Below are 22,187 nucleotides of genomic sequence, written 5' to 3' on the forward strand. Positions count from 1 at the left end.
CCTACGGGTCAAAGTGTTCCAGCCTTAGCTGTCCCAGATCCCGTAATACATTCGCATCCCTCCATTCATGTGACAGGGGCAAGTAACCATAAACCAATATAATTGTCATCCCCTTTTGAGACCTCAAATTAGCCGCCCAGCAAATCTTTGCGGTCCAGCGTGAAACCTGACGCGATCCATTGCGCTTCTAGTTCGGCCAGTTTCTTGCCCAGCGCGGGGCCGGTAAATTCGGGGATCAGATCGGCAGCTTTGATCGGGAACGTCGCAGTTGCGCCGGCTTGAAGGTCCTGACGGATCGAGTCTGACCACGGCTGTTCGAGAAAAGCACAACGCAAAAGTGCCTCGTTCAATCCGCCCGCTTCGCCATAGCGAAATCCTAGCTCGGCAAAGCTTGCGGGGCCTGCCGCCTCATCCCGCATACGGGTCAGGCGTTGTAACTGTGCCCGACTGAGGCGCAGGGTCCTGGCAACCTCGGGCGGTGCAATGGCCGCCAGTCGGCGCACCGACTCCGGTTCCGCACCCGCCTGCTGTTCCAGTGCGATCAAAGGCGCCAGAGCGCGATCATCAGCCCCCGGCAAAAGCTGCGCCAGAACACCGGCGCTGCGCATTGCCGCCACGGACGGCGCAGGGTCAGGTGCACACAGCAGCTTCAAAAGCTCTGCGCCGACACGTTCGCGCGACAGCCCCGCCAACCCATCAAGGTTCGACGCAATTGCAGCCAGCGCATCAGGATCAAACCCGGCCTCAGCATCCCCGTACCAGGCATGAAAACGGAAATACCTCAGAGAGCGCAGGTAATCCTCGCGAATGCGGTGCGCGGCGGTTCCGATGAACCGGACGCGGCGCGCCAGCAGATCCGGCAAACCGCTCAGAGGATCAAGAACAGTGCCATCAGGCCGCGCGTAGATCGCGTTCATCGTGAAGTCGCGGCGGGCGGCGTCCTCTTCGACCTTGTCCGAAAACGCGACAACGGCGCGGCGGCCATCGGTTTCCACATCGCGGCGGAATGTGGTGATCTCATGCGGGATGCCTTTGCTGACCACGGTGATCGTGCCGTGATCAATCCCCGTCGGAATCGCCTTGAGCCCTGCATTTTCGGCCAGTTCAACCACTTTGTCGGGCCGCGCATCTGTTGCGATGTCGATATCTGAAACTGGAGCCCCCAAAAGCGCATTACGCACGCATCCGCCGACAAACAGGGACTGGAAACCGGCATCGGTCAGAGCTTTGCACACCCGTTGCGTTGCAGGTTCGGACACCCAACTTTCTGCGATCTGCGTCATTCGTTGATCCGTGCTGCCAATCCCCGCAGGATGCGTGCTGTTGCGCCCCAGATGTAATAGGGGCCGAAAGGAACAGTGAAGTAATACCGCCTTTGACCCCGCCAGCGGCGCGATTCAACGATATAATTCGCGGGGTTGAGCACATGTTCAAGTGGAACCGAGAATACTTCGGCCACTTCGCCCGGTTCGGGCACGGATTGGAAAGGTTCGCGCAGGATCGCGACAACCGGCGTAACGGTGAAAGACGTCACCGTCTCGTGCGTGGGAAGGTGTCCCAGAACCTGGGGCATTTCCGGCGGCAGACCAATCTCTTCGCGCGCTTCGCGCAGCGCGGTGGCGGTCACATCCGCATCACCTTCGTCCTGCTTGCCGCCGGGAAAGGCAATTTGTCCCGGATGATGCTTCAAAGCCGAGGATCGTTTCGTCAGGATCAAACGCGGAACGCCATCCGTAACCGAGATCGGAACCAGCACGCCGGCAGGGCGCAACTTGCGACCCTCGGGCAGAACGAAGTCGGGGTTCAGGTCGAAATCGCTCGACCCGTGGCCGGGGCGGCGCAAGGCCGCCCTCAGCTGATCAGTTGGATCAGGCGTCGTCAGCATCAAAGCCGACCGTGGCGGGATCCAACACGTAATGCGCGCCGCAGAACTGACAATCGGCGGTTACCTTACCTTCGGGCGTGGTCATCTTTTCGATGTCCTTGGCGGAATAGATCGACAGGCTTTGCCGCACACGGTCTTCGGAGCAGGTACAGCCGAACTGCACCGACTGTGCGTCGTAGACCCGCGGCTGTTCTTCGTGAAACAGCCGGATCAAGAGATCGGTGGGCGCAACGGACGGACCGATCAGTTCCAGGTCCTCCACCGTATCCAGCAGGATGTTGACGCGGCCCCAGTTTTCCCCCTCATCACCGTCGACCAGGTCATCAGCGGTCAGGATGTTGCCGTCCCCCTCGCCCGACGCAACGAATGGCGAAGCCTTGGGCATGTGCTGCAGCATCACACCGCCCGCGCGCCAATGTTCGCCGACACCGGGTTCGGTCGATTTGCCAAAACTCAGCGAGAACCGCGTGGGCAACTGTTCGGACTGGGCGAAATACGCCTCAGCGCAAGCGCTCAGGGATCCACCGGCCAGCGGGGTGATCCCCTGATAAGGCTGCGTACCCTCGCCCTGATCGATCATGATCGCAAAATACCCATCGCCCACCTGATCGAACGGCGCACCGTCGGTCAGGCGATCCCGGTCGAAACTGGCATAGGCGCGGATACGAGCCGGTTCGCCCTCGGTCTTGGGGGCAAAGTAGTCGGTTGCAATCATGCGTACGGCCCCTTTGGACTGGACCTGCAACGACAGCTTCCAGCGCAGCGAAACAGTCTGGCCGATCAAGGCGGTCAGCAGGGCCATCTCGGCCACCAAGGCTTCGACCTTCTCGGGGTAGTCATGCTGTTTCAGGATGCCGTCAAGAACGCCATCCAGACGGGCCACGCGGCCGCGCATGTCAGAGACATCGAGTTGAAAGGGCAGGACGGTGTCGTCCCACGCGATTTTTGTTCCAAGAGACATGGGGTTTCCTTAAACGCCACAGGTTGGCATACCGCCAGCATATAGGTCGAACTATTCGGGTTGTAAGGGGCCATACATGATCAGACGGTTTGGTGAAACCCCTCAGGCCGGGCGAAGATATACGCGCCGGGTCGGAGTTTATGCACTTTTACCCCGCGGCAGAAGCCTGCTGCTGACCTGTCAAACACAGCCCGGGCCAGACCTGCAATTGCCCGGTGGCGGCATTGATCCCGGCGAATCGCCCATTACCGCACTGCACCGCGAAGTGTTCGAGGAAACAGGCTGGCTGATCGCCGCGCCGCGTCGCGTCGGGGCTTTTCGCCGGTTCACCTTCATGCCGGAATACGATCTCTGGGCCGAAAAGGTCTGCCTGATCTATCGCGCCCGCCCGGTTCGGCCTGTGGGCCCGCCGACCGAACCGTTTCACGATGCCCTGTGGATGGACACCGCCGACGCGGCACAGATGTTGGGGAATGCGGGTGATCGCCACTTTGCGGCGCAGCATGAACAACGGCTTTAGTGGCCGTTGTATTCAAAGAAAACGGCCGAGACGTCATCATCCATTCCACTGCCCGGGGCCATCGCCTGGGTCAGCCGCCAGAACATGTCGTCCAAGAACTCTGTGCCACTGCGACCGGGTCCGCAATCCAGTGCCATCTGGCGCAAACCCTCTTCTTCCAGCAAGCCACCATCCGCCAGAGGGCATTCCGTAAACCCGTCTGAATACAACAAAAGCCGGTCGCCGGGCCGCATATAGAACTCAGTCCGTTGAAAACTGACATCCGGCAGCAACCCGATCGGCAAACCACCCTCACCCAGAAATTCGGTTCTGCCATCCTGACGCAGCAACAACGGGTGCGGGTGCCCGGCCTGCACCATTTTCACGTGCCCGTTGCGCAGATCGACAATGGCATAGACCATCGTAAAATACTCTTCGATTCCGGTATCAGCCATCAGCCGCGAATTCAGAGTTTCGGCCACTTCCTCTGGCGGCAGCAGAGCATAGAATTTGTCAAAGCGCCGCTCCATCGCGACGTTCTGTTCAAAATGGCTGCTGGACAGGTAACTGCCCAGACGCGCCGTCATCATGGCCGAGGTGATACCGTGGCCGGACACGTCGATACTGTAAAACCCCAATCTGTTGACGCCCGGTGAGAACATACCCACCAGGTCACCACCGATATGCCCGCAGGGCTTCAGCAGCATGCTGACCTGGGACTTGCCAAATTGGCGCGTCAGTTCGGGCACCAGAGAGTCCTGGATCTTGCGTGCCTGAATCAGATCCTTGTCGATCGCGTCGTGCGCCACGCGCAGCTCTTCCAGCGCGGATTCGATCATCTGATTCTTGCGCGACAGTTCACGCTGCATGTCCAGAATACGCGCCCCGGCCGAGATACGCGCGCGCAGCTCGTCTGCCTCAAGCGGTTTGATCAGGAAATCATCCGCACCGGCATCCAGACCACGCGCGACTTCCTGCTTTTCGCTTTTTGAGGTCAACAGGATGAAATAACTGTATTGTTTGCTGTCCAGCGCGCGAAACGCCTTGCAAAAATCCAGCCCGCTCATCCCGGGCATAACCCAATCGCTTAGTACAAGGTCCGGTGGATCGGTGGCGCACAATTCAATGGCAGCGTCACCGCTATCAGCCTCAAGAACCTCAAACCCCCATTTTTTCAACGATGCGACCAGAATGCGGCGCTGCAGGCGGCTGTCGTCAACGACAAGCACCTTCTGAATCACACCAAAATCCAGTTCCGATCTGGTGTCTGCCTGACTGACCTCTGCCACCATAACCCTCTGCACAGCAACGCATATTGGAATACTGTGACCCTATCGCGGGGCTGTTTAATATAGGATGAAGGTCAGAAATGAACCCGCTTAACCTGCCCTTTACTGATTTCGAACTAAGAAAAAGCATGGCAGGCAAAGCGAGAATGGCATGATCAACTGGTCCAGGGTCAGACAACTAAGGGACGAAGTTGGCGCCAGCGAGTTTGATGAGGTCGTCGAGATCTTTCTGGATGAGGTGCAAGAGGCCCTGATGCGCCTCAGCAAAGACAAACTGCGCGTCGAGTTCGAACAAAACCTGCATTTCGTCAAGGGCAGTGCTTTGAGTCTGGGGTTCGAAACCCTGGCAAAGCTCTGTCAGGACGGTGAACGGCAGTCGGCACAGGGGCAAAGCCAAACGGTCGATCTGCCGGGTATCCTCGACACCTTCAAAAACTCGTCCGTTGAATTTAAATCAGGGCTTGCCAGCCTCTGACCGCAATGCGGCCGCTTCGCAGGCTAAAACTGAACGGGAAAACCTTCGGGAAAACGGAATTTCTTCAGGTCGAACTGCATGCCCCGGTCATGGGTAAAATAGCCATCATCCATCGACTTGAGCGTCTGCAAGGCTTCTTTCCTGCACTGTTCGACACAGTCTTTCAGCGGCAGCTCGGCTGCATTGGTCGACTCTCGCGTCAAGCGCCTGAAGCGCCGGGTCCGTCGACGCCAGCCAACAATGCCGACGGACTGACCCGGGGATTTCCTGATTTTTACCCCTTCTGCCATGGTTTCATCCACCAGCGGGGACCGTTCCTGTTCTCGGCGCTGCATTTCCTTCCAGTTTCCGTAATGGAAGTGCATGTTGAACAGTCCCGGCAGCAGGTCAAAGCTGTCATGCATGATCCCGTGCCCGCCGGTCCCGAAGGATACCCGGCGTTGTACCAGACAGGGTTTTGAATAGGGAATTTCGAACACGCAAAACTTGCTGTCGGTAATCAAAGCGTCCTGTTCGTCGTTGTCCAAAGTAGCGATCAGGTTGAATCCCACCGCACCCGCCGCGTTTTCCTCAAATTCAAAGGGGTAGTCGATCAATAGACTGCCATCGACCGTCATCAGCAGCTCATCACAATCCGAAACAATGACCCGATCATAGAACTGGGTCAGCATGGCGGAAAAACCCGACAGCATTCGCCAGCGGGCGTAGTCGAAGGATTGATGCAACCCATCGCGCAGAATGGCGATTACATTGCAGCCCTCACCAATGCGATCAATCTCGGGGTCGGCTCCATGTGACAGGATATAGACATTCTCGCGGCCAAGCTGGGCGGCGTAATATGCGACCCATTTTTCGAGGTACCAATAGTCACGCCTAACCATGGTCACTGCAGCAAGCGGTTTCATATCTCCGCTTTCCAGTCACGAACGTCCTGAATTGCCTAGGTGAATTTCATCCAACCAGCAAGATCGTCAACGCGCAGGTGGTGGCGACTGTGGCACGAAGCGCGCTCAGATCACGAACTGTGCCAGTGTTTCGTCTTCGGTGATGTCGGTATAGGTAAACCCCGCATCGTCCAGATGCGCGAACAGGCGCACGAAATTCTCGGGCTTGCGGGTTTCGATACCGATCAGGACCGAGCCAAAATTGCGCGCCGATTTCTTCATGTATTCGAACCGCGCGATATCGTCCTCGGGACCCAGAATACCCAGAAACTCTTTCAACGCGCCGGGGCGTTGTGGCAGGCGCAGAATGAAGTACTTTTTGACCCCAGAATAGCGCTGTGCGCGTTCCTTGACCTCGGGCAAACGTTCAAAATCGAAATTCCCGCCCGAAGTGACGCAAACAACGGTCTTTCCGCGAATAAAGCTTTGAATATCGCCCAGCGCCTCGATCGCCAGAGCGCCCGCCGGTTCCAGAACGATGCCTTCGACATTCAGCATTTCAATCATCGTGGTGCAGATTCGGTCTTCGGACAGGACCAGCACGTCGGACAAGTGGCGGGATTTCAGCAGCTCGAACGGCGTTGCACCGATCCGACCAACTGCCGCGCCATCGACAAAACTGTCGACGTGATCCAGCGACACCGGATGCCCTGCCGCCAGAGCCGCGCGCAAACAGGCCCCGCCGTTCGGTTCGACAAAAAGGCAATGGGTGCGATCGCCAAACCACGTTGCAACACCGGATGACATGCCACCACCGCCGACCGGCAACAGGACATGGTCGGGCATACGACCCAACTGTTCTTCAATTTCGACCGCCAATGAGGCTTGGCCTTCGATCACATCCTCATCGTCAAACGGCGACAGGAAGTGCCCGCCCTGCTGGGCACACCAGCCCTGGGCCGCGGCCAGCGTGTCATCGAAGTAGTCCCCGGTCAGGTGGATCTCGATATTGTCGCCGCCGAAAATGCGCGTTTTCTGGATTTTCTGTTGCGGCGTTGTCACCGGCATGAAGATCACACCGCGCACGTCAAGGTGCTTGCACATATAGGCCACGCCCTGAGCATGGTTTCCCGCGCTTGCGCAAACGAACAGCTTTTGGCCCTGCTGCTTGCGCATCGCATTGAACGCGCCGCGGATCTTGTACGACCGCACCGGGCTTAGGTCTTCGCGCTTTAGCCAGATATCGGCCCCGTAGCGGTCAGACAGATGGGCATTCCGCTGCAGAGGCGTTGCCGGAAACACAGAGCGCATCGCCTGTTCGGCAGCGCGGGCGCGGGTCATGAAGTCAGTCATGACGGTTTCACTGCCGCATCACTGCCGAAAGGGCAAGGAATACATCTGTGTACCCAACTCAGGTGAGTTGGCGCTTTTCGACAAAGAGCCCGTACATGGTGGTGAAAAGGCTGACATTGATCATCGGAAGAACCAGCGTTCCAAAGAACACCATCAGCAAGACACCCAAGACCGGAATGAACACGAGAGCCGAGAAAACAAGCTGCACAAGCATTTGAAACAAAAAGGTCACGACCAGCAGAACCAATATGGAACCCGAGATGCCCGTTGTGCTGTTCCAGGCCTCGGAAATTGTGATGGGGTTACCTATCGCAGCTGCAGGCAAGATGATCGACAACCTGTAGAAACATACAATCAGAAAAACCGCATAAACCGCCGTCAGAATGATCGACAAACCTGCCAAACCCTGGCCCAGAACTGCGAAAACCAAACCCATTGGCAACCACGCAATGGCCAGAAGAATACCCAGCATCAGAATACGTCCCAAATAGGCAAGAATTCTGTCAAATCTGAAGGTCGGAAGAATACCGCTTGGGTATTCTTCAAGCAGGATGAAGCGGTGCCAGGAAACGGCGATCCAGAACATCGTGACAAAGATCACCACAACCAGACCCAGAACAAACAGGAACACAGATGCCGCAGACGTGCCCGCAGGCAATCCTTCGGCGCTGTCATCAAGCGCCTCCAACGGTATCCCGGAAACCATGAACAAGCCCACGATAAGCGCAGTGGCAATCAAAGCGGGACCAATTGTGATCTGCAAAACCTGTTTGAGGTTTCCAAAAACCATCCGAACCGAATGGACGAAAATCTGCCAACCCAACATCCGAAAACTGCCCTTCTCAACCAATTGTTGTTTTGTATACGAATGTTTCAGCGCAATTCGCGCCCTGCGTCAACGCTGATAACTTGCCCCCGCGTCCAAAACCCGCTAGGGGCCAGTCGTTCTACGCATAAAGGGAAGTCAGATGTCCGCGCCCAAGAAAGTTGTTCTGGCCTATTCCGGTGGCCTTGATACCTCGATCATTCTGAAATGGCTGCAGACCGAGTATGGCTGTGAGGTCGTTACCTTCACCGCCGATCTGGGTCAGGGTGAGGAACTGGAACCCGCCCGCCAAAAGGCCGAAATGCTGGGGATCAAACCTGAGAACATTTATATCGAGGACATCCGCGAAGAATTCGTGCGCGACTTTGTTTTTCCAATGTTCCGCGCCAACGCGCAGTACGAAGGCCTTTACCTGCTGGGCACCTCGATCGCGCGACCGCTGATTTCCAAACGTCTGGTCGAGATCGCCAAAGAAACCGGTGCCGATGCCGTGGCGCATGGCGCAACTGGCAAGGGCAACGACCAGGTGCGGTTTGAACTGGCTGCCTATGCTCTGAACCCCGACATTAAGGTGATCGCGCCGTGGCGTGAGTGGGACCTGACCAGCCGGACGCGTCTGTTGGAATGGGCCGAAGCGCATCAGATTCCGATCGCCAAGGACAAGCGCGGTGAGGCGCCCTTCTCGGTCGATGCCAACCTGCTGCACACCTCGTCCGAGGGCAAGGTTCTGGAAGACCCGGCCGATATGGCACCCGATTATGTCTATCAGCGCACCGTTCACCCCGAGGACGCGCCGAATGAGCCCGAATTCATCGAAATCGGCTTTGAAAAAGGCGACGCGGTCAGCATCAATGGCGAGGCGATGAGCCCGGCCACGATCCTGACCAAGCTGAACGAATACGGCGGCAAGCACGGCATTGGTCGTCTGGACCTGGTCGAAGGCCGGTTCGTTGGTATGAAATCGCGCGGCATCTATGAAACACCCGGCGGCACCATCTTGTTGGAAGCGCATCGCGGAATTGAATCCATCACCATGGACCGCGGCGCGATGCACCTGAAAGACCAGCTGATGCCGCAATATGCCGAGCTGATCTATAACGGCTTCTGGTACTCGCCCGAGCGGGAAATGCTGCAGGCCGCGATCGACAAATCTCAGGAACACGTCACCGGCACCGTCCGTGTGAAACTGTACAAAGGTCTGGCCTCGACCGTCGGCCGCTGGTCCGATCACTCGCTGTATTCCGAAGAGCACGTCACCTTCGAAGATGACGCCGGTGCGTATGATCAGAAAGACGCCGCGGGCTTTATCCAGCTGAACGCCCTGCGTCTGAAACTGCTGGCTTCACGGGAAAAGCGCCTGTCCAAGTAACTCGGATCATCACTGCAAAGACAAACCCGGTGGCCACGGCCTGCCGGGTTTTTCTTTGCCTACGCGCGACTGTCAGTTCCAGTAGCGTCATCCTTGCCAGTTTCACCTGTTTTTATTTACGCAAAGGTCAACAGGGAAAAGGGAACACCATGCTTCAGGACATCGCTGACGGAATCCAAAAGGGTTTGAACGGTAAGACATTTGATGGCTCGCTCAAGTTCGATTGCGGCGACGATGGGGTGATCGTTCTGATGGACAATCAGGCCACCACACAAGATCAGGATACCGATTGTACGATCCGTATTTCACAGGAAAACCTGACCAAGCTGCTGACCGGCAAGCTGAACCCGATGACGGGCGTGGCGCTGGGTAAGCTCAAGATTTCGGGCAATATGGGCGTGGCGATGAAGCTGGGGCAGCTGCTGGGCTAAGCGCCGATAAACTCGTCTCACCAGCGCGTGACAAACGATGTCAGCGGATTGCAACAGCCAAAAAGTCCGGGCAGCCTGATCCCAGAAGGAGATCTGCCATGAACCGGACTGCTTACCTCGATTTCTTTAAACCTACGCTTCTGTTTGTCCTTATTGCGCTTGCCGCGATGTTGCGCGCCCTGCCCGCGCCTGCCGCAGGCACGGAAACCCTGACGGTTGCCGGAGGATGTTTTTGGTGTGTCGAATCCGACTTTGAATCCGTACCCGGCGTGATTGGGGCCGTCTCGGGCTATACCGGCGGTAAATCGGCCAATCCGACCTATGATCAGGTTTCCAAAGGGGGCACCGGCCACTACGAGGCCGTTCAGATCACGTTCGATCCGGCCCGCGTTTCCCGGGAAACGTTGCTGAACATGTTCTTCCGCTCGGTCGATCCAACGGATGCGGGCGGTCAGTTCTGCGACCGCGGCGACAGCTATCGCACGGCAATATTCGTCTCTAACGCTGGGGAAAAGACGCTGGCGCAAAAGGCTAAGGCCAATGCACAGCAGGCCTTGGGTCAGACCGTTGTCACTCCAATTCTGGACGCAGGTGCCTTTTATCCGGCCGAGGCTTACCACCAGGACTACTACAAAGGTGACAAGCTGGTGCTGACGCGCTTTGGGCCCAAACGTCAGAAGAACGCGTACAAAGCCTACCGCAAGGCCTGCGGACGCGACGCACGTGTCAAGCAACTGTGGGGCAGCAACGCACCCTTTGTCGGATCCTAAGTGAAACGGGCCTCAAGCACCTCTTTGAGGTCCGGGATCACATCCGCCGTACCGTGCCGCGTGACCATCAGGGCCGCGGCACGATTTGCTTGTGAGATGGCCTGAGGCATCGGCAGCCCCCGATCCATACCGGCCAGAACATAGCCCGTGAAGGTGTCCCCCGCACCGGTCGTATCCACGGCTTTTACCTTGTGCGCCGGAATCTCCAGCACCTCGCCATCTTTGGGAAGATACCGTGCACCTTTCGACCCTAGCGTCACCAGAACATGCTGTACCGGCAGATCGGATACCGACAATCCCGTGCTTTCACGCAGCTGTTCCGCCTCTACCTCGTTCAGGATCAGAAAGTCGAGATAGGGCAAGACGGCCTGTACCGCATCGGCCTGAAACGGTGCCGCGGCATAGCAGACGGTCAATCCCAAATCGCGTCCCATGCGGGCAGCCTCGACCTGAGCGTTGGTTTCGTTCTGCATAACAAGCAGATCGCCCGGAACAGCCTGCGACAGCGCCTGACCCAGCTGATCCTGCGCGATGGCGTGGTTCGCTCCGGGATACAGAATGATCTGGTTTTCGCCCTCAGCGTCCACGGCAATGATGGCGTGACCTGTCGGCACGCCGACCTGCGCGATGAACCGCGTGTCGACGCCATATTCGGTCATGCGATCCAGCGCCCAGCGCCCATCCGACCCAATGCCACCAATATGCGCCACCCGGGATCCGGCCCGCGCCGCAGCGACGGACATGTTCGCGCCTTTTCCGCCCAGAAACCGCTCAAGGTTCAGGGCGGCCAGGGTTTCACCGGCACTGGGCAGATGCGGCAGGCCATAGACCATATCCGCATTGATCGAGCCTAGGTTCCAGATCGTCACGGCTTATCCAATATCGCAAGCGGCCAGAATGGCCATGTTCAGGATGTCATTCGCGGTCGACACGGTCGAGCAAATCTGGATCGGCTTGTCGATACCCGAAAGGATCGGGCCAATGACTGTGGCCTCACCCATCTCTTGCATCAGCTTGGTCGAGATCGAGGCCGAGTGGCGCGCAGGCACGATCAGGATATTGGCCGGCCCTGTCAGGCGTGAGAACGGATAAGCCTCTTGCTGATCGACGTTCAGCGCAACGTCCACGGTCATCTCACCTTCGTACTCAAAGTCGACACCGCGTTGGTCCAGAACCTCAGGCGCGACATGCATCTTCTCGGCACGCTCGGACACCGGATAGCCAAAGGTCGAGAAGCTGACAAAAGCCACACGCGGTTCCAGACCCATGTGCCGGGCGACTGCGGCGGACCGTTCCGCGATGTTGGCCAAATCGTTTTCGTCCGGCCATTCATGCACCAACGTATCGCCGATCAGAACGATACGGCCCTTGTGCAGCAACGCAGTCACGCCAACCGCACCATGTTCGGCATCAGCATCAAAGACATGATTGATCCGGTCCAACACATGCGCGGACTTACGTGTGGCGCCTGAGACCATGCCATCGGCGTGACCGTGCGCCAGCATCAGCGATGAGAATACGTGGCGATCCGTTGCCGCAAGTCGGTGAATGTCCTTGCGGTCAAACCCCCTGCGCTGAAGTCGCTTGTACAGGAAGTCTTTGTAAGTATCGAGGTGCGTGGTCGTGGCGGCGTTAATCACTTCCAACTCGCGCACCGCGTCGCCCAGACCGGCGGCTTCCAGCTTTTCCTTGACATCGTCAGGGCGGCCAACGACCAGCGCTTTGCCAAATCCGGAACGCTGATACATCACCGCTGCGCGCAAGACGCGGGGATCGTCGCCCTCAGCAAAGATCATCCGGCTTTGGGCGGCACGGGCACGGGCGTTCAGGCCGCGCAGGATGCTGGCGGTCGGATCCATGCGGGATTTCAGGCTCAGCTCGTACGCATCCATGTCGATGATCGGACGCCGAGCCGCACCGGTATCCATCCCCGCCTTGGCGACGGCGGGCGGAATACGGTGGATCAGACGCGGATCGAACGGGGTTGGGATGATGTAATCCCGGCCAAACGTCAGCGACTTGCCATAGGCCATCGCAACCTCATCCGGCACATCCTCGCGCGCCAGATTGGCCAGCGCATGGGCGCAGGCTATCTTCATTTCGTCGTTGATGGCGCGGGCGTGAATATCCAAAGCGCCACGGAACAGGTAGGGGAAACCCAACACGTTGTTCACCTGGTTCGGATAGTCGCTGCGTCCGGTAGCGACGATGGCATCAACACGTACTTCGTGCGCTTCTTCCGGAGTAATCTCTGGATCCGGGTTCGCCATCGCAAAAATCACCGGATTGTCAGCCATGCTGGCAACCATATCCTGTGTGACCGCCCCTTTGACCGACACGCCAAGGAAGACGTCCGCGTCTTTCATTGCGTCTTCCAGAGTCCGCAGATCAGTGGTGATGGCATGCGCCGACTTCCACTGGTTCATACCCTCGGTCCGGCCCTGATAGATTACACCCTTGGTGTCGCAGACAATGCAGTTCTCGTGTCGCGCGCCCATCGCTTTGAGCAGTTCGATACAGGCAATACCCGCAGCACCCGCCCCGTTCAGAACGATCTTCACATCCTCGATCTTCTTGCCCGAAATGCGCAGCGCGTTCAGCAATCCCGCCGCACAAATCACCGCTGTACCATGCTGATCGTCATGGAAGACAGGAATATCCATCTCTTCCTTCAGACGCTGTTCGATGATGAAACACTCCGGCGCCTTGATGTCTTCGAGGTTGATGCCCCCAAAAGTCGGCCCCATCAGGCGCACGGCGCGGCAGAACTCATCCGGATCTTCGGTGTCCAACTCGATATCGATCGAGTTCACGTCGGCGAACCGTTTGAACAGGACAGATTTCCCCTCCATCACCGGTTTTGAGCCCAGCGCGCCCAGATTGCCAAGGCCCAGAACCGCGGTCCCGTTCGAGATCACCGCCACCAGGTTGCCCTTGTTGGTATAGTCATAGGCCGTCTCGGGCGCTTCGGCGATGGCTTCACATGGAACAGCGACGCCGGGACTGTAGGCCAGCGACAGATCGCGCTGCGTGGTCATGGGAACGGTGGCCTGCACCTCCCACTTGCCGGGGGTCGGGTCGAGGTGAAAGGCCAGCGCCTCTTCTTTAGTGATCTTCGCTTTGGGCATGGAATGGGTCGTTTCTTTACATCTGCGGGACTTTCGCCTCATAGCGCAGGCGCGCGCTTGTCTCAACGACAATACTTTTCACCTTTCGTCCAGAAGGGTGGATTTGTAAGGTCGCGACCGGAATACGCCAGAAGGGGGCCACCTTGTCCACAGTCACGCCGATGATGGCGCAATATCTCGAGATCAAAGAGGCCCATGCCGATGCCCTGCTGTTTTACCGTATGGGCGACTTCTACGAGATGTTTTTTGAGGACGCCGTGAACGCCGCCGAGGCGCTGGATATCGCCCTGACCAAACGCGGTAAACACAACGGAACCGACATTCCGATGTGCGGCGTGCCGGTGCATTCCGCCGAAGGGTATTTGCTGACACTGATCCGGAAAGGGTTCCGTGTTGCCGTTTGCGAACAGATGGAAAGTCCCGCTGAGGCGAAGAAAAGAGGCTCTAAATCAGTCGTAAAGCGCGATGTCGTGCGTCTGGTGACCCCCGGCACGCTGACCGAGGATGCCCTGCTGGAAGCCCGCCGCCACAACTTTTTGGCAGCTTACGCCGAGGTCCGGGATGACGCTGCGCTGGCCTGGGCCGATATCTCAACCGGGGCGTTTCACGTGATGCCTTTGACATCCGTGCGCCTCAGCCCGGAACTGGCGCGGCTGGCCCCGTCAGAACTGATCGTGGGCGATGGTATGGAACAGGCCCTGCAGGAAACGGTACGCGATCTGGGGATTTCGCTGACCCCGATTGGGCGAGCCAGTTTCGACAGTACTGCGGCGGAAAAACGCATCTGCGGATTGTTTCACGTGGGTGCGCTGGATGCGTTCGGCAATTTTGGGCGCGCCGAAATCTCGGCCATGGGCGCGCTGATCGACTATCTGGAAATCACGCAAAAGGGCAAACTGCCCCTGCTGCAAACCCCACTTAAGGAATCCGAGGACCGCGTGGTCCAGATTGACGCCGCCACTCGGCGCAACCTGGAACTGACCCGGTCCCTGTCCGGCGGCCGCGCCGGGTCGCTGCTGTCGGTGGTTGACCGGACCGTAACGCCGAGCGGCGCACGTTTGCTGGAACAACGCCTGTCCAGCCCCTCCCGCAATCTGGACGTAATCCATGCCCGGCTCGACGCCGTGAGTTTTGCCGCCGAGGACAGCCTTACCGCCTCGGACCTGCGCGAGGCACTGCGGAAAACGCCCGATCTGGACCGGGCCTTGTCTCGTCTTTCGCTGGACCGTGGTGGTCCCCGCGATCTGGCCGCTATCCGCAACGGTCTGACCCAAGCGGCAGCGATTGCCGGGATTTGCGACGCTCAGGACCTGCCGGTTCTGCTGGCGACCGCTTTGCAAAATCTTGTCGGCTTTGACGATTTGCTGAATCTGCTGGACAAAGCTCTTGTCGCCGAACCGCCCCTTCTGGCGCGCGATGGCGGCTTTATCGCCCCCGGTTTTGACGCCGAACTGGACGAGGCCCGCACCCTGCGCGACGAAGGCCGCTCGGTCATTGCTGGGTTTCAGCAGAAATATGCGGAACATACCGGCATCACTTCGTTAAAGATCAAGCACAACAACGTACTGGGCTATTTCATCGAAACCACAGCCACCCATGCCGAGAAAATGCTGAACCCGCCGTTCTCTGAGACCTATATCCACCGCCAAACCACGGCCAATCAGGTGCGATTCACGACCGTGGAACTGTCCGAGATCGAAACCCGCATCCTGAACGCCGGAAATCTGGCGCTTGAGATCGAAAAGCGGCTCTATCAAAGGCTATCTGACAAGATTCTGGCCCTCGCTGCCCGCCTGAACCAAGCTGCCCGCGGGCTGGCCGAGCTGGATCTCACGACCGCCCTCGCCGATCTGGCGCGCGGCGAAAGCTGGTGCCGCCCGCAAGTCGACACATCGCGCGCCTTCGATGTGCAGGGCGGTCGCCACCCGGTCGTCGAACACGCACTGCGTCAGCAAAACGGCGATGCTTTCATCGCCAACGACTGCGATCTAAGCGCTGACGAAGGCGCGGCGATCTGGCTGCTGACCGGTCCCAACATGGCCGGTAAATCAACCTTCCTGCGTCAGAACGCCTTAATCGCGCTGCTGGCCCAGATGGGCAGCTATGTCCCGGCCGAACAGGCGCATATCGGCATGGTCAGCCAACTCTTCAGCCGCGTCGGCGCGTCTGATGATCTGGCACGAGGGCGTTCGACCTTTATGGTCGAGATGGTGGAAACCGCCGCCATCCTCAATCAAGCAGACGACCGTGCCCTTGTCATTCTGGATGAAATCGGCCGTGGTACGGCCACCTATGATGGCCTGTCCATCGCCTGGGCTACGCTGGAACACTTGCATGCCTCCAACAAATGCCGGGCCTTGTTTGCAACACATTATCATGAGCTCACCGCTCTGGCCGGAAAACTGGAAGGCGTCGAAAACGCCACCGTCGCGGTGAAAGAATGGGAAGGCGAAGTCATCTTCCTGCATGAAGTCCACAAAGGCGCAGCCGACCGATCCTACGGTGTACAAGTCGCCCAATTGGCCGGACTGCCCGCATCGGTCGTTGAACGCGCCCGTATCGTACTGGACCAGCTGGAGAAAACAGAACGCGAAGGCGGCAAACAAAAAGCACTGATCGATGATCTGCCTTTGTTTTCGGCTGCGCCACCTCCCCCACCACCTGCACCCAAGGCATCACCTGTCACTGACATGCTTGACGAAATTCTGCCGGACGAACTGACCCCGCGCGAAGCACTCGACCTGGTCTACAAACTGAAAGAGGCGGCCAAATCCTGACCGCCCCTTCATCTTTTCAAAAATACTCTCGCCGAAGGCTTGGCTTCGATGAAGCCAATCAGCTTGCAGGCGTTGAAGACACGCCAACCTGCGCCGGACGCAGCAGCCGATCGTGCAGCATGAAGCCCTCGGCCGAAACCTGAATGATGTCACCGGCGCGGGTGCCGGGAACAGGCGCTTCGAACATAGCTTCGTGGATATTCGGATCGAACCGGTCGCCAACTTCTGGCGTGATCACTTCAATCCCGTGCTTCTGGAACACATCCTTCAGCGCGCGCATAGTCAGTTCGACACCTTCCAGAAGAGGTCCTGCCACTTCTTTCTGCTCGTCGGTCGCGGCCTCAAGCGCACGTTTCATGTTGTCGTAAACCGGCAGCATGTCACGGGCCAGTTTCGAACCGCCATACTGTTCCGCATCACGGCGGGCCTTGTCGCCCCGCTTGCGCGCGTTTTCTGCATCCGCCAGGGCGCGCATGAATTTGTCCTTGAAATCGTCCCGCTCAGCACGTAGCGCATCAATTTCCAGCGCCTCTTCGCTGATCTCGGCAAATTCCTCGGCCAGCTCTTCCGCCTCGGCGGTTGCGATATCGTCCAGAAAATCTTCGTTCTTGGGCTCTGCCATCTCTTACCCTCTAGCTCCGGTCGGAAATCAGTTTGCCGACCAGTTGCGCCGTATAATCCACGATCGGCACGATCCGTCCATAATTCAGACGCGTGGGCCCGATGACCCCAACCGCACCAATTATCTTTCGATCAGCGTTCATATATGGAGACACCACCAAAGAGGAACCCGAAAGTGAGAAAAGTTTGTTCTCAGACCCGATAAAAATGCGCACACCCTCGCCTTCCTCGGTCAATTCAAGGAATTCGGCGATGTCCTGCTTGCGTTCGAGGTCATCAAATAAGGTTCGGATTCGGTCCAACTCTTCGGCTTCACCCGGTTCTCCCAACAGATTCGCCCGCCCACGCACAATCAAACGGGCCGAGTCGGTCCCGTCCCCGTCCCACGCGGCCATGCCACTTTCGACCATCTCACGGGCAAGGACATCGATCTCTTGTTTTCGGGCTTTGATCTGTGTCTGCATCTGCCGGCGCACGTCACTGAGCGTACGCCCTTCGATCAGGGCGTTCAGAAAATTCGCCGCCTCGCGCATAGAACTGGGCGTCTGACCTGGTGGAGGCGTGAAGAGGCGGTTTTCAACGTGGCCATCCCCAAAGACCAGAACGACCAGTGCCCGGTCATGGGCCAAGGACACGAACTCGATATGTTTGATTTCGGTCTCATGCTTCGGCGTCAGAACCAACGATGCGCCTTGTGTCACGTGTGACAAGGCAGACCCCACACGGTCCAACATTCCGCCCACATCGCCCGCGTTAGAGCCTAATGTCTCGTCTAGTTTTTGCCGGTCATCAGCGCCCAGATCACCAACTTCCAACAATCCGTCGACGAACATCCGCAGCCCCTGCTGCGTTGGAATCCTTCCCGCGCTGACATGTGGACTGTCGAGAAGGCCCAGAAACTCCAGATCCTGCATGACGTTTCGCACGGTCGCGGCGCTGACCTTCTCCGACAACGTGCGGGTCAGCGTGCGACTTCCGACCGGTTCCCCACTGTCCAAATAGCTCTCAACGATCAGCCGGAACACCTCGCGTGACCGGTCGTTCATTTCGTCCAGAACTCGTGTTGCTTTGCTCATCGGCAATCCTCTGCTGGATTGGCATTAAATCGCAGGCGCATGAAAGGTCAATCGGGGTTGCATCCTAAGGCACGGGGACGTTATCCCCAAGCCAGCAAACAAAGGATTTTCCATGCGACCCTCAGGACGTGATCTAAATGAAATGCGCGCGGTTTCCATTGAAACCGGCTTTACCAAACATGCCGAAGGTTCCTGCCTGATCAAAATGGGCGATACCCATGTTCTGTGCACCGCAACGATCGAGGATCGCGTGCCACCGTTCATCAAGGGTTCGGGCCTGGGCTGGGTCACCGCCGAATACGGCATGCTGCCCCGCGCGACCAACACCCGCATGCGGCGTGAGGCAGCATCAGGCAAGCAAGGCGGCCGCACTGTCGAAATCCAGCGCCTGATCGGCCGTGCCCTTCGTGCAGGCGTGGACCGCGTTGCCCTGGGTGAGCGTCAGATCACCGTGGATTGCGACGTGATCCAGGCAGATGGAGGTACGCGTTGTGCTTCGATCACTGGTGGCTGGGTTGCGCTGCGCCTTGCGGTGAACAAGCTGATGAAGGCAGGCGATGTCATCACTGATCCGCTTGTAGATCCTGTCGCCGCGGTCTCCTGTGGTATCTATGCCGGTCAGCCGGTGCTGGATCTGGATTATCCCGAAGACAGCGAAGCAGGCGTCGACGGCAACTTCATCATGACCGGTTCCGGCAAGCTGATCGAAGTGCAAATGAGCGCCGAAGGTTCGGTCTTTAGCCGCGCGCAGATGGACCAGTTGATGGATCTGGCTGAAAAAGGTGTGGGCGAGCTGGCGGCGGCACAAAAGGCCGCCACCGCATGACCCGCAAGTTCGACAGCGACAGGCTGCTGGTCGCCACGCATAACAAAGGCAAGCTCGAGGAGATGGCACATCTCCTCGAACCCTTTGGTGTGACGGTTGTTGGCGCGTCCGAGATGGACCTGCCCGAACCCGAGGAAACCGAAGATACATTCGTCGGCAACGCCCGGATCAAGGCACATGCCGCCGCACAAGCCACTGGCCTGCCTGCCCTGTCGGACGATTCCGGGATCACCATCGACGCGCTGGACGGCGCACCAGGTGTTTACACCGCCGATTGGGCGGAAACTGGCAATGGCCGCGATTTTCTGATGGCCATGACCCGCGCCCACAATGAGCTCGAGGCAAAGAACGCACCGCATCCGCGCCTGGCTCAGTTTCGCAGCACACTGGTGCTGGCCTGGCCCGACGGCCATGACGAAGTGTTTGAAGGTGTTGCCCCAGGTCATCTGGTGTGGCCCATCCGTGGCGAGGGTGGTTTCGGCTATGACCCGATGTTTGTTCCCGAGGGGTACGACATTACCTTTGCCGAGATGGATCGCTGGGAAAAGAACAAGATCAGCCATCGCGGCCGCGCGGTTGAGATGTTCGTGAAAGGCTGCTTTGGCGGATGATTGGCGCAACGGGGGCTTTGGCCTTTATGTGCATTGGCCATTTTGCGAGGCCAAATGCCCCTATTGCGACTTCAACAGCCATGTTTCAAAGAAAATTGATCAAAAACAATGGCTTACGTCGTATCTGAGTGAGTTGAAACGTTCCGCAGTGGACACACCGGACCGTGTTTTGAACACCATTTTCTTTGGCGGCGGCACGCCCTCTCTGATGGCGCCGGAAACCGTTGAAGCGATCATTGCGCAGGCCCGCACTCTTTGGCGACCAGCCAATGATATGGAAATCACGCTCGAGGCGAACCCCGGTTCAGTCGAAGCCGGACGGTTCGCCGCTTATCGCGACGCGGGTGTCAACCGGATCTCGATGGGCGTTCAAGCGCTGAACGACGAGGATTTGCGCCGTCTGGGTCGTATCCATACCGTGGCCGAGGCTCGCGCGGCCTTTGACATCGCACGCAACTGCTTTGACCGCGTCAGCTTTGACCTGATCTATGCCCGCCAGCATCAGACGCCAGACGCGTGGCAGGCCGAATTGACCGAAGCACTGTCAATGGCTGTCGATCACCTGTCCCTGTACCAGCTGACAATCGAGGACGGCACAGCCTTTGGTGACCGCTATGCCGTTGGCAAACTGCGCGGCTTGCCCGAAGATGACAGCGCCGCAGACATGTACCTTGCCACGCAAGAGATTTGCGAGGCACACGGGTTGCCGGCCTATGAGGTTTCGAACCATGCCCGCCCGGGTGCGGAATCACTGCACAACCTGATCTACTGGCGCTATGGCGACTATGTCGGCATCGGTCCCGGCGCTCATGGGCGCGTGACGCTGGGCAGTCAGAAGCTGGCGACCGAAACCTATCTGTCCCCCGCCGCATGGCTGGACGCAGTATCCAAAGGAACGGGTGAAAAAGAACGCACCCTGCTTTCAACCCAAGATCAGGCAAACGAATACCTTATGATGGGTCTAAGAATCGCAGAGGGGCTAGATATTGATCGATACAATGCTCTCTCTTCAACACCGCTACCAGAAAACATACTGAACGACCTGCAAGACATCGGCATGATAGATCGGTCAAACGGCCGTCTGATCGCCACCAAGGACGGGCGCGCCGTGCTGAATGCGGTTATCCGCGAACTGTTGGGATAAAACATGCAGTACCTCTGGGCCGCGTTGGGATTGCTTTGCGTCGGACTGGCCGTCATCGGGGTCGTCCTGCCCTTGCTTCCGACCGTTCCATTCCTGCTCTTGGCGGCATTCTTCTTTGCCCGGTCATCCTCGCGCCTGCACACATGGCTGATCACACATAAGACCTTTGGTCCGATGATCCTGGACTGGCAGCGATCGGGGGCTATACGTCCGACCGCAAAAAAGGCGGCCACGCTATCCGTCGCCGCCGTCTTTGGTTTGTCTGTTGTACTGGCGCTGCCGTCCCACGTTCTGATCATTCAGGCCGTCGTTCTCAGCTGCGTGATGATCTTTATCTGGACCCGCCCTAACGGCTGAGTTTGGCGCAAAGATCGTCGAGCTGATCCAGATTTTCGTAGGTCAAAACCACCTGCCCGGTCTCGGATCCCGCCTTATGGTTGATCGCGACTTTCATTGCCAGGATCGCCGAAAGGTCCTTTTCCAGTGCACGCGTGTCTGCGTCTTTGCCCGCATTCAGGTTTCTGGACCGCGGTGCCGCTTGCGGAGCGTCCCCCTGCTGATGTTTCTTCACCAGCGCTTCGGTCGCGCGTACTGACAGGCCATCTTTCACCACAATCTTCGCCAGCTCAGACGGGTTTTCAGCAGTGATCAATGCCCGGGCGTGCCCGGCGGACAGTTTGCCTTCGATCACCAGTGTTTGAACGTCCATAGGCAGTGAAAGCAGGCGCAAAAGGTTGGCAATATGACTGCGGCTTTTTCCCAAAGCCTCGGCCAGTTTTTCCTGCGTATGACCAAAACGGTCCATCAACTGCTTGTAGCCGGCCGCCTCTTCCACCGCGTTCAGATCGGCGCGCTGGATATTTTCGATGATCGCGACTTCCAGAACCTCTGTATCGTCGAACTCGCGCACGATGACTGGGATTTCGTGCAACTGCGCCATCTGGGCGGCGCGCCATCGGCGTTCGCCTGCGACGATCTCATATTCGCCACCGCTGATTTCCCGGACGATCAGAGGCTGAATGATGCCTTTTTCTTTGACCGACGCTGCCAGCTCGTCCAATTGGTCGGGCGAAAACGTCCTGCGGGGTTGGTTTGGGTTCGCACGCAGCTTTTCAATTGGAACTTTCATATCCGGGCGACGCGGCTCTGTCGGCTTCAAACCTTCTGAATCCTGCGTTACATCCGCCATCAAAGCGGACAATCCCCGGCCCAAACCTCTGGGTTTTGCTTTTTTGGCGGCCACGGCGCCCTCCTCAATGCCG

General features: G+C 58.1%; 22 protein-coding genes. 10 read left to right on the forward strand and 12 right to left on the reverse strand.

What is annotated here, in order from left to right; translation table 11 throughout:
* Positions 1-128: 128 nt before the first annotated feature.
* The 3 genes from J7416_RS09430 to J7416_RS09440 are packed head-to-tail and all read right to left on the reverse strand — an operon-like array spanning position 129 to position 2,846.
* Entirely contained in the window at positions 129-1,283 is a 1,155-nt protein-coding gene (locus tag J7416_RS09430) for a CCA tRNA nucleotidyltransferase (RefSeq protein ID WP_209224452.1), read from the reverse strand.
* A complete protein-coding gene (locus J7416_RS09435) occupies positions 1,280-1,885 on the reverse strand; it encodes a CoA pyrophosphatase (RefSeq protein ID WP_209224453.1) in 606 nt (201 codons plus the stop codon). The genes J7416_RS09430 and J7416_RS09435 overlap by 4 nt, the downstream gene beginning before the upstream one ends.
* Positions 1,869-2,846 (reverse strand): Hsp33 family molecular chaperone HslO, encoded by a 978-nt coding sequence (locus J7416_RS09440; RefSeq protein ID WP_209224454.1) that lies wholly within the window; start codon positions 2,844-2,846, stop codon positions 1,869-1,871. The genes J7416_RS09435 and J7416_RS09440 overlap by 17 nt, the downstream gene beginning before the upstream one ends.
* A gap of 76 nt (positions 2,847-2,922) precedes the next feature.
* Here J7416_RS09440 and J7416_RS09445 point away from each other — a divergent pair, with 76 nt between their 5' ends.
* Positions 2,923-3,366, forward strand: a complete 444-nt coding sequence (locus J7416_RS09445; protein WP_209224455.1) for an NUDIX hydrolase — start codon at positions 2,923-2,925, stop codon at positions 3,364-3,366.
* On the opposite strand, the gene J7416_RS09450 is transcribed toward J7416_RS09445, so the two are convergent.
* Complete coding sequence (locus tag J7416_RS09450; RefSeq protein WP_209224456.1) at positions 3,363-4,637, reverse strand: SpoIIE family protein phosphatase; 1,275 nt, start codon at positions 4,635-4,637, stop codon at positions 3,363-3,365. The two genes, J7416_RS09445 and J7416_RS09450, sit on opposite strands and share 4 nt — an antisense overlap.
* Before the next feature lie 148 nt (positions 4,638-4,785).
* Between J7416_RS09450 and J7416_RS09455 the strand changes: the two genes are divergently transcribed.
* A complete protein-coding gene (locus J7416_RS09455; RefSeq protein WP_209224457.1) occupies positions 4,786-5,109 on the forward strand; it encodes an Hpt domain-containing protein in 324 nt (107 codons plus the stop codon).
* Positions 5,110-5,132: 23 nt separating this feature from the next.
* On the opposite strand, the gene J7416_RS09460 is transcribed toward J7416_RS09455, so the two are convergent.
* The 3 genes from J7416_RS09460 to J7416_RS09470 form a co-directional block, all read right to left on the reverse strand.
* Entirely contained in the window at positions 5,133-6,014 is an 882-nt protein-coding gene (locus J7416_RS09460; protein ID WP_209224458.1) for a glycosyltransferase family 2 protein, read from the reverse strand.
* Between the two features lie 105 nt (positions 6,015-6,119).
* Entirely contained in the window at positions 6,120-7,346 is a 1,227-nt protein-coding gene (ilvA, locus tag J7416_RS09465; RefSeq protein ID WP_209224459.1) for a threonine ammonia-lyase IlvA, read from the reverse strand.
* A 58-nt stretch (positions 7,347-7,404) separates the two neighbouring features.
* Complete coding sequence (locus J7416_RS09470) at positions 7,405-8,172, reverse strand: hypothetical protein (RefSeq protein WP_209224460.1); 768 nt, start codon at positions 8,170-8,172, stop codon at positions 7,405-7,407.
* A 142-nt stretch (positions 8,173-8,314) separates the two neighbouring features.
* Here J7416_RS09470 and J7416_RS09475 point away from each other — a divergent pair, with 142 nt between their 5' ends.
* The 3 genes from J7416_RS09475 (at position 8,315) to msrA (ending at position 10,742) form a co-directional block, all read left to right on the forward strand.
* Entirely contained in the window at positions 8,315-9,541 is a 1,227-nt protein-coding gene (locus tag J7416_RS09475; protein WP_209224461.1) for an argininosuccinate synthase, read from the forward strand.
* A 149-nt stretch (positions 9,542-9,690) separates the two neighbouring features.
* Positions 9,691-9,972, forward strand: coding sequence for an SCP2 sterol-binding domain-containing protein (locus J7416_RS09480; RefSeq protein WP_209224462.1), 282 nt, complete (start codon positions 9,691-9,693; stop codon positions 9,970-9,972).
* A gap of 98 nt (positions 9,973-10,070) precedes the next feature.
* The gene (gene msrA / locus J7416_RS09485) at positions 10,071-10,742 is read left to right on the forward strand and encodes a peptide-methionine (S)-S-oxide reductase MsrA (RefSeq protein ID WP_209224463.1); all 672 of its coding nucleotides are present in this window, start codon (positions 10,071-10,073) and stop codon (positions 10,740-10,742) included.
* Here msrA and J7416_RS09490 read toward each other — a convergent pair.
* Positions 10,739-11,611, reverse strand: coding sequence for a ribokinase (locus J7416_RS09490; RefSeq protein ID WP_209224464.1), 873 nt, complete (start codon positions 11,609-11,611; stop codon positions 10,739-10,741). The genes msrA and J7416_RS09490 overlap by 4 nt on opposite strands.
* A gap of 3 nt (positions 11,612-11,614) precedes the next feature.
* A complete protein-coding gene (locus tag J7416_RS09495) occupies positions 11,615-13,870 on the reverse strand; it encodes an NADP-dependent malic enzyme (RefSeq protein WP_209224465.1) in 2,256 nt (751 codons plus the stop codon).
* A gap of 161 nt (positions 13,871-14,031) precedes the next feature.
* Between J7416_RS09495 and mutS the strand changes: the two genes are divergently transcribed.
* Positions 14,032-16,647, forward strand: coding sequence for a DNA mismatch repair protein MutS (gene mutS / locus J7416_RS09500; protein WP_209224538.1), 2,616 nt, complete (start codon positions 14,032-14,034; stop codon positions 16,645-16,647).
* 58 nt (positions 16,648-16,705) lie between these two features.
* On the opposite strand, the gene J7416_RS09505 is transcribed toward mutS, so the two are convergent.
* Both J7416_RS09505 and hrcA read right to left on the reverse strand, forming a co-directional pair.
* Entirely contained in the window at positions 16,706-17,269 is a 564-nt protein-coding gene (locus J7416_RS09505; protein WP_170468241.1) for a nucleotide exchange factor GrpE, read from the reverse strand.
* A gap of 10 nt (positions 17,270-17,279) precedes the next feature.
* Positions 17,280-18,344, reverse strand: a complete 1,065-nt coding sequence (gene hrcA, locus J7416_RS09510) for a heat-inducible transcriptional repressor HrcA (protein ID WP_209224466.1) — start codon at positions 18,342-18,344, stop codon at positions 17,280-17,282.
* 112 nt (positions 18,345-18,456) lie between these two features.
* Here hrcA and rph point away from each other — a divergent pair, with 112 nt between their 5' ends.
* From rph to J7416_RS09530, 4 genes are read left to right on the forward strand one after another with little or no spacing between them, the layout of a single operon-like run.
* On the forward strand, positions 18,457-19,170 hold the full coding sequence (gene rph / locus J7416_RS09515) for a ribonuclease PH (protein WP_170426296.1): 714 nt from the start codon (positions 18,457-18,459) through the stop codon (positions 19,168-19,170).
* Positions 19,167-19,781: an RdgB/HAM1 family non-canonical purine NTP pyrophosphatase gene (gene rdgB / locus J7416_RS09520; protein WP_209224467.1), complete on the forward strand. Its 615-nt coding sequence runs from the start codon at positions 19,167-19,169 to the stop codon at positions 19,779-19,781. Before rph ends, rdgB begins: the two co-directional genes overlap by 4 nt.
* Positions 19,771-20,925 carry a radical SAM family heme chaperone HemW gene (hemW, locus tag J7416_RS09525; protein ID WP_209224468.1) on the forward strand — a complete coding sequence of 385 codons (1,155 nt, stop codon included), beginning with the start codon at positions 19,771-19,773 and terminating at the stop codon, positions 20,923-20,925. Before rdgB ends, hemW begins: the two co-directional genes overlap by 11 nt.
* Before the next feature lie 3 nt (positions 20,926-20,928).
* Entirely contained in the window at positions 20,929-21,282 is a 354-nt protein-coding gene (locus J7416_RS09530) for a YbaN family protein (protein WP_209224469.1), read from the forward strand.
* On the opposite strand, the gene J7416_RS09535 is transcribed toward J7416_RS09530, so the two are convergent.
* Positions 21,272-22,168 (reverse strand): ParB/RepB/Spo0J family partition protein, encoded by an 897-nt coding sequence (locus J7416_RS09535; protein ID WP_209224470.1) that lies wholly within the window; start codon positions 22,166-22,168, stop codon positions 21,272-21,274. The genes J7416_RS09530 and J7416_RS09535 overlap by 11 nt on opposite strands.
* Positions 22,169-22,187 lie beyond the last annotated feature (19 nt).

The organism is Ruegeria sp. R14_0 (assembly GCF_017743975.1).
GTDB lineage: Bacteria > Pseudomonadota > Alphaproteobacteria > Rhodobacterales > Rhodobacteraceae > Ruegeria.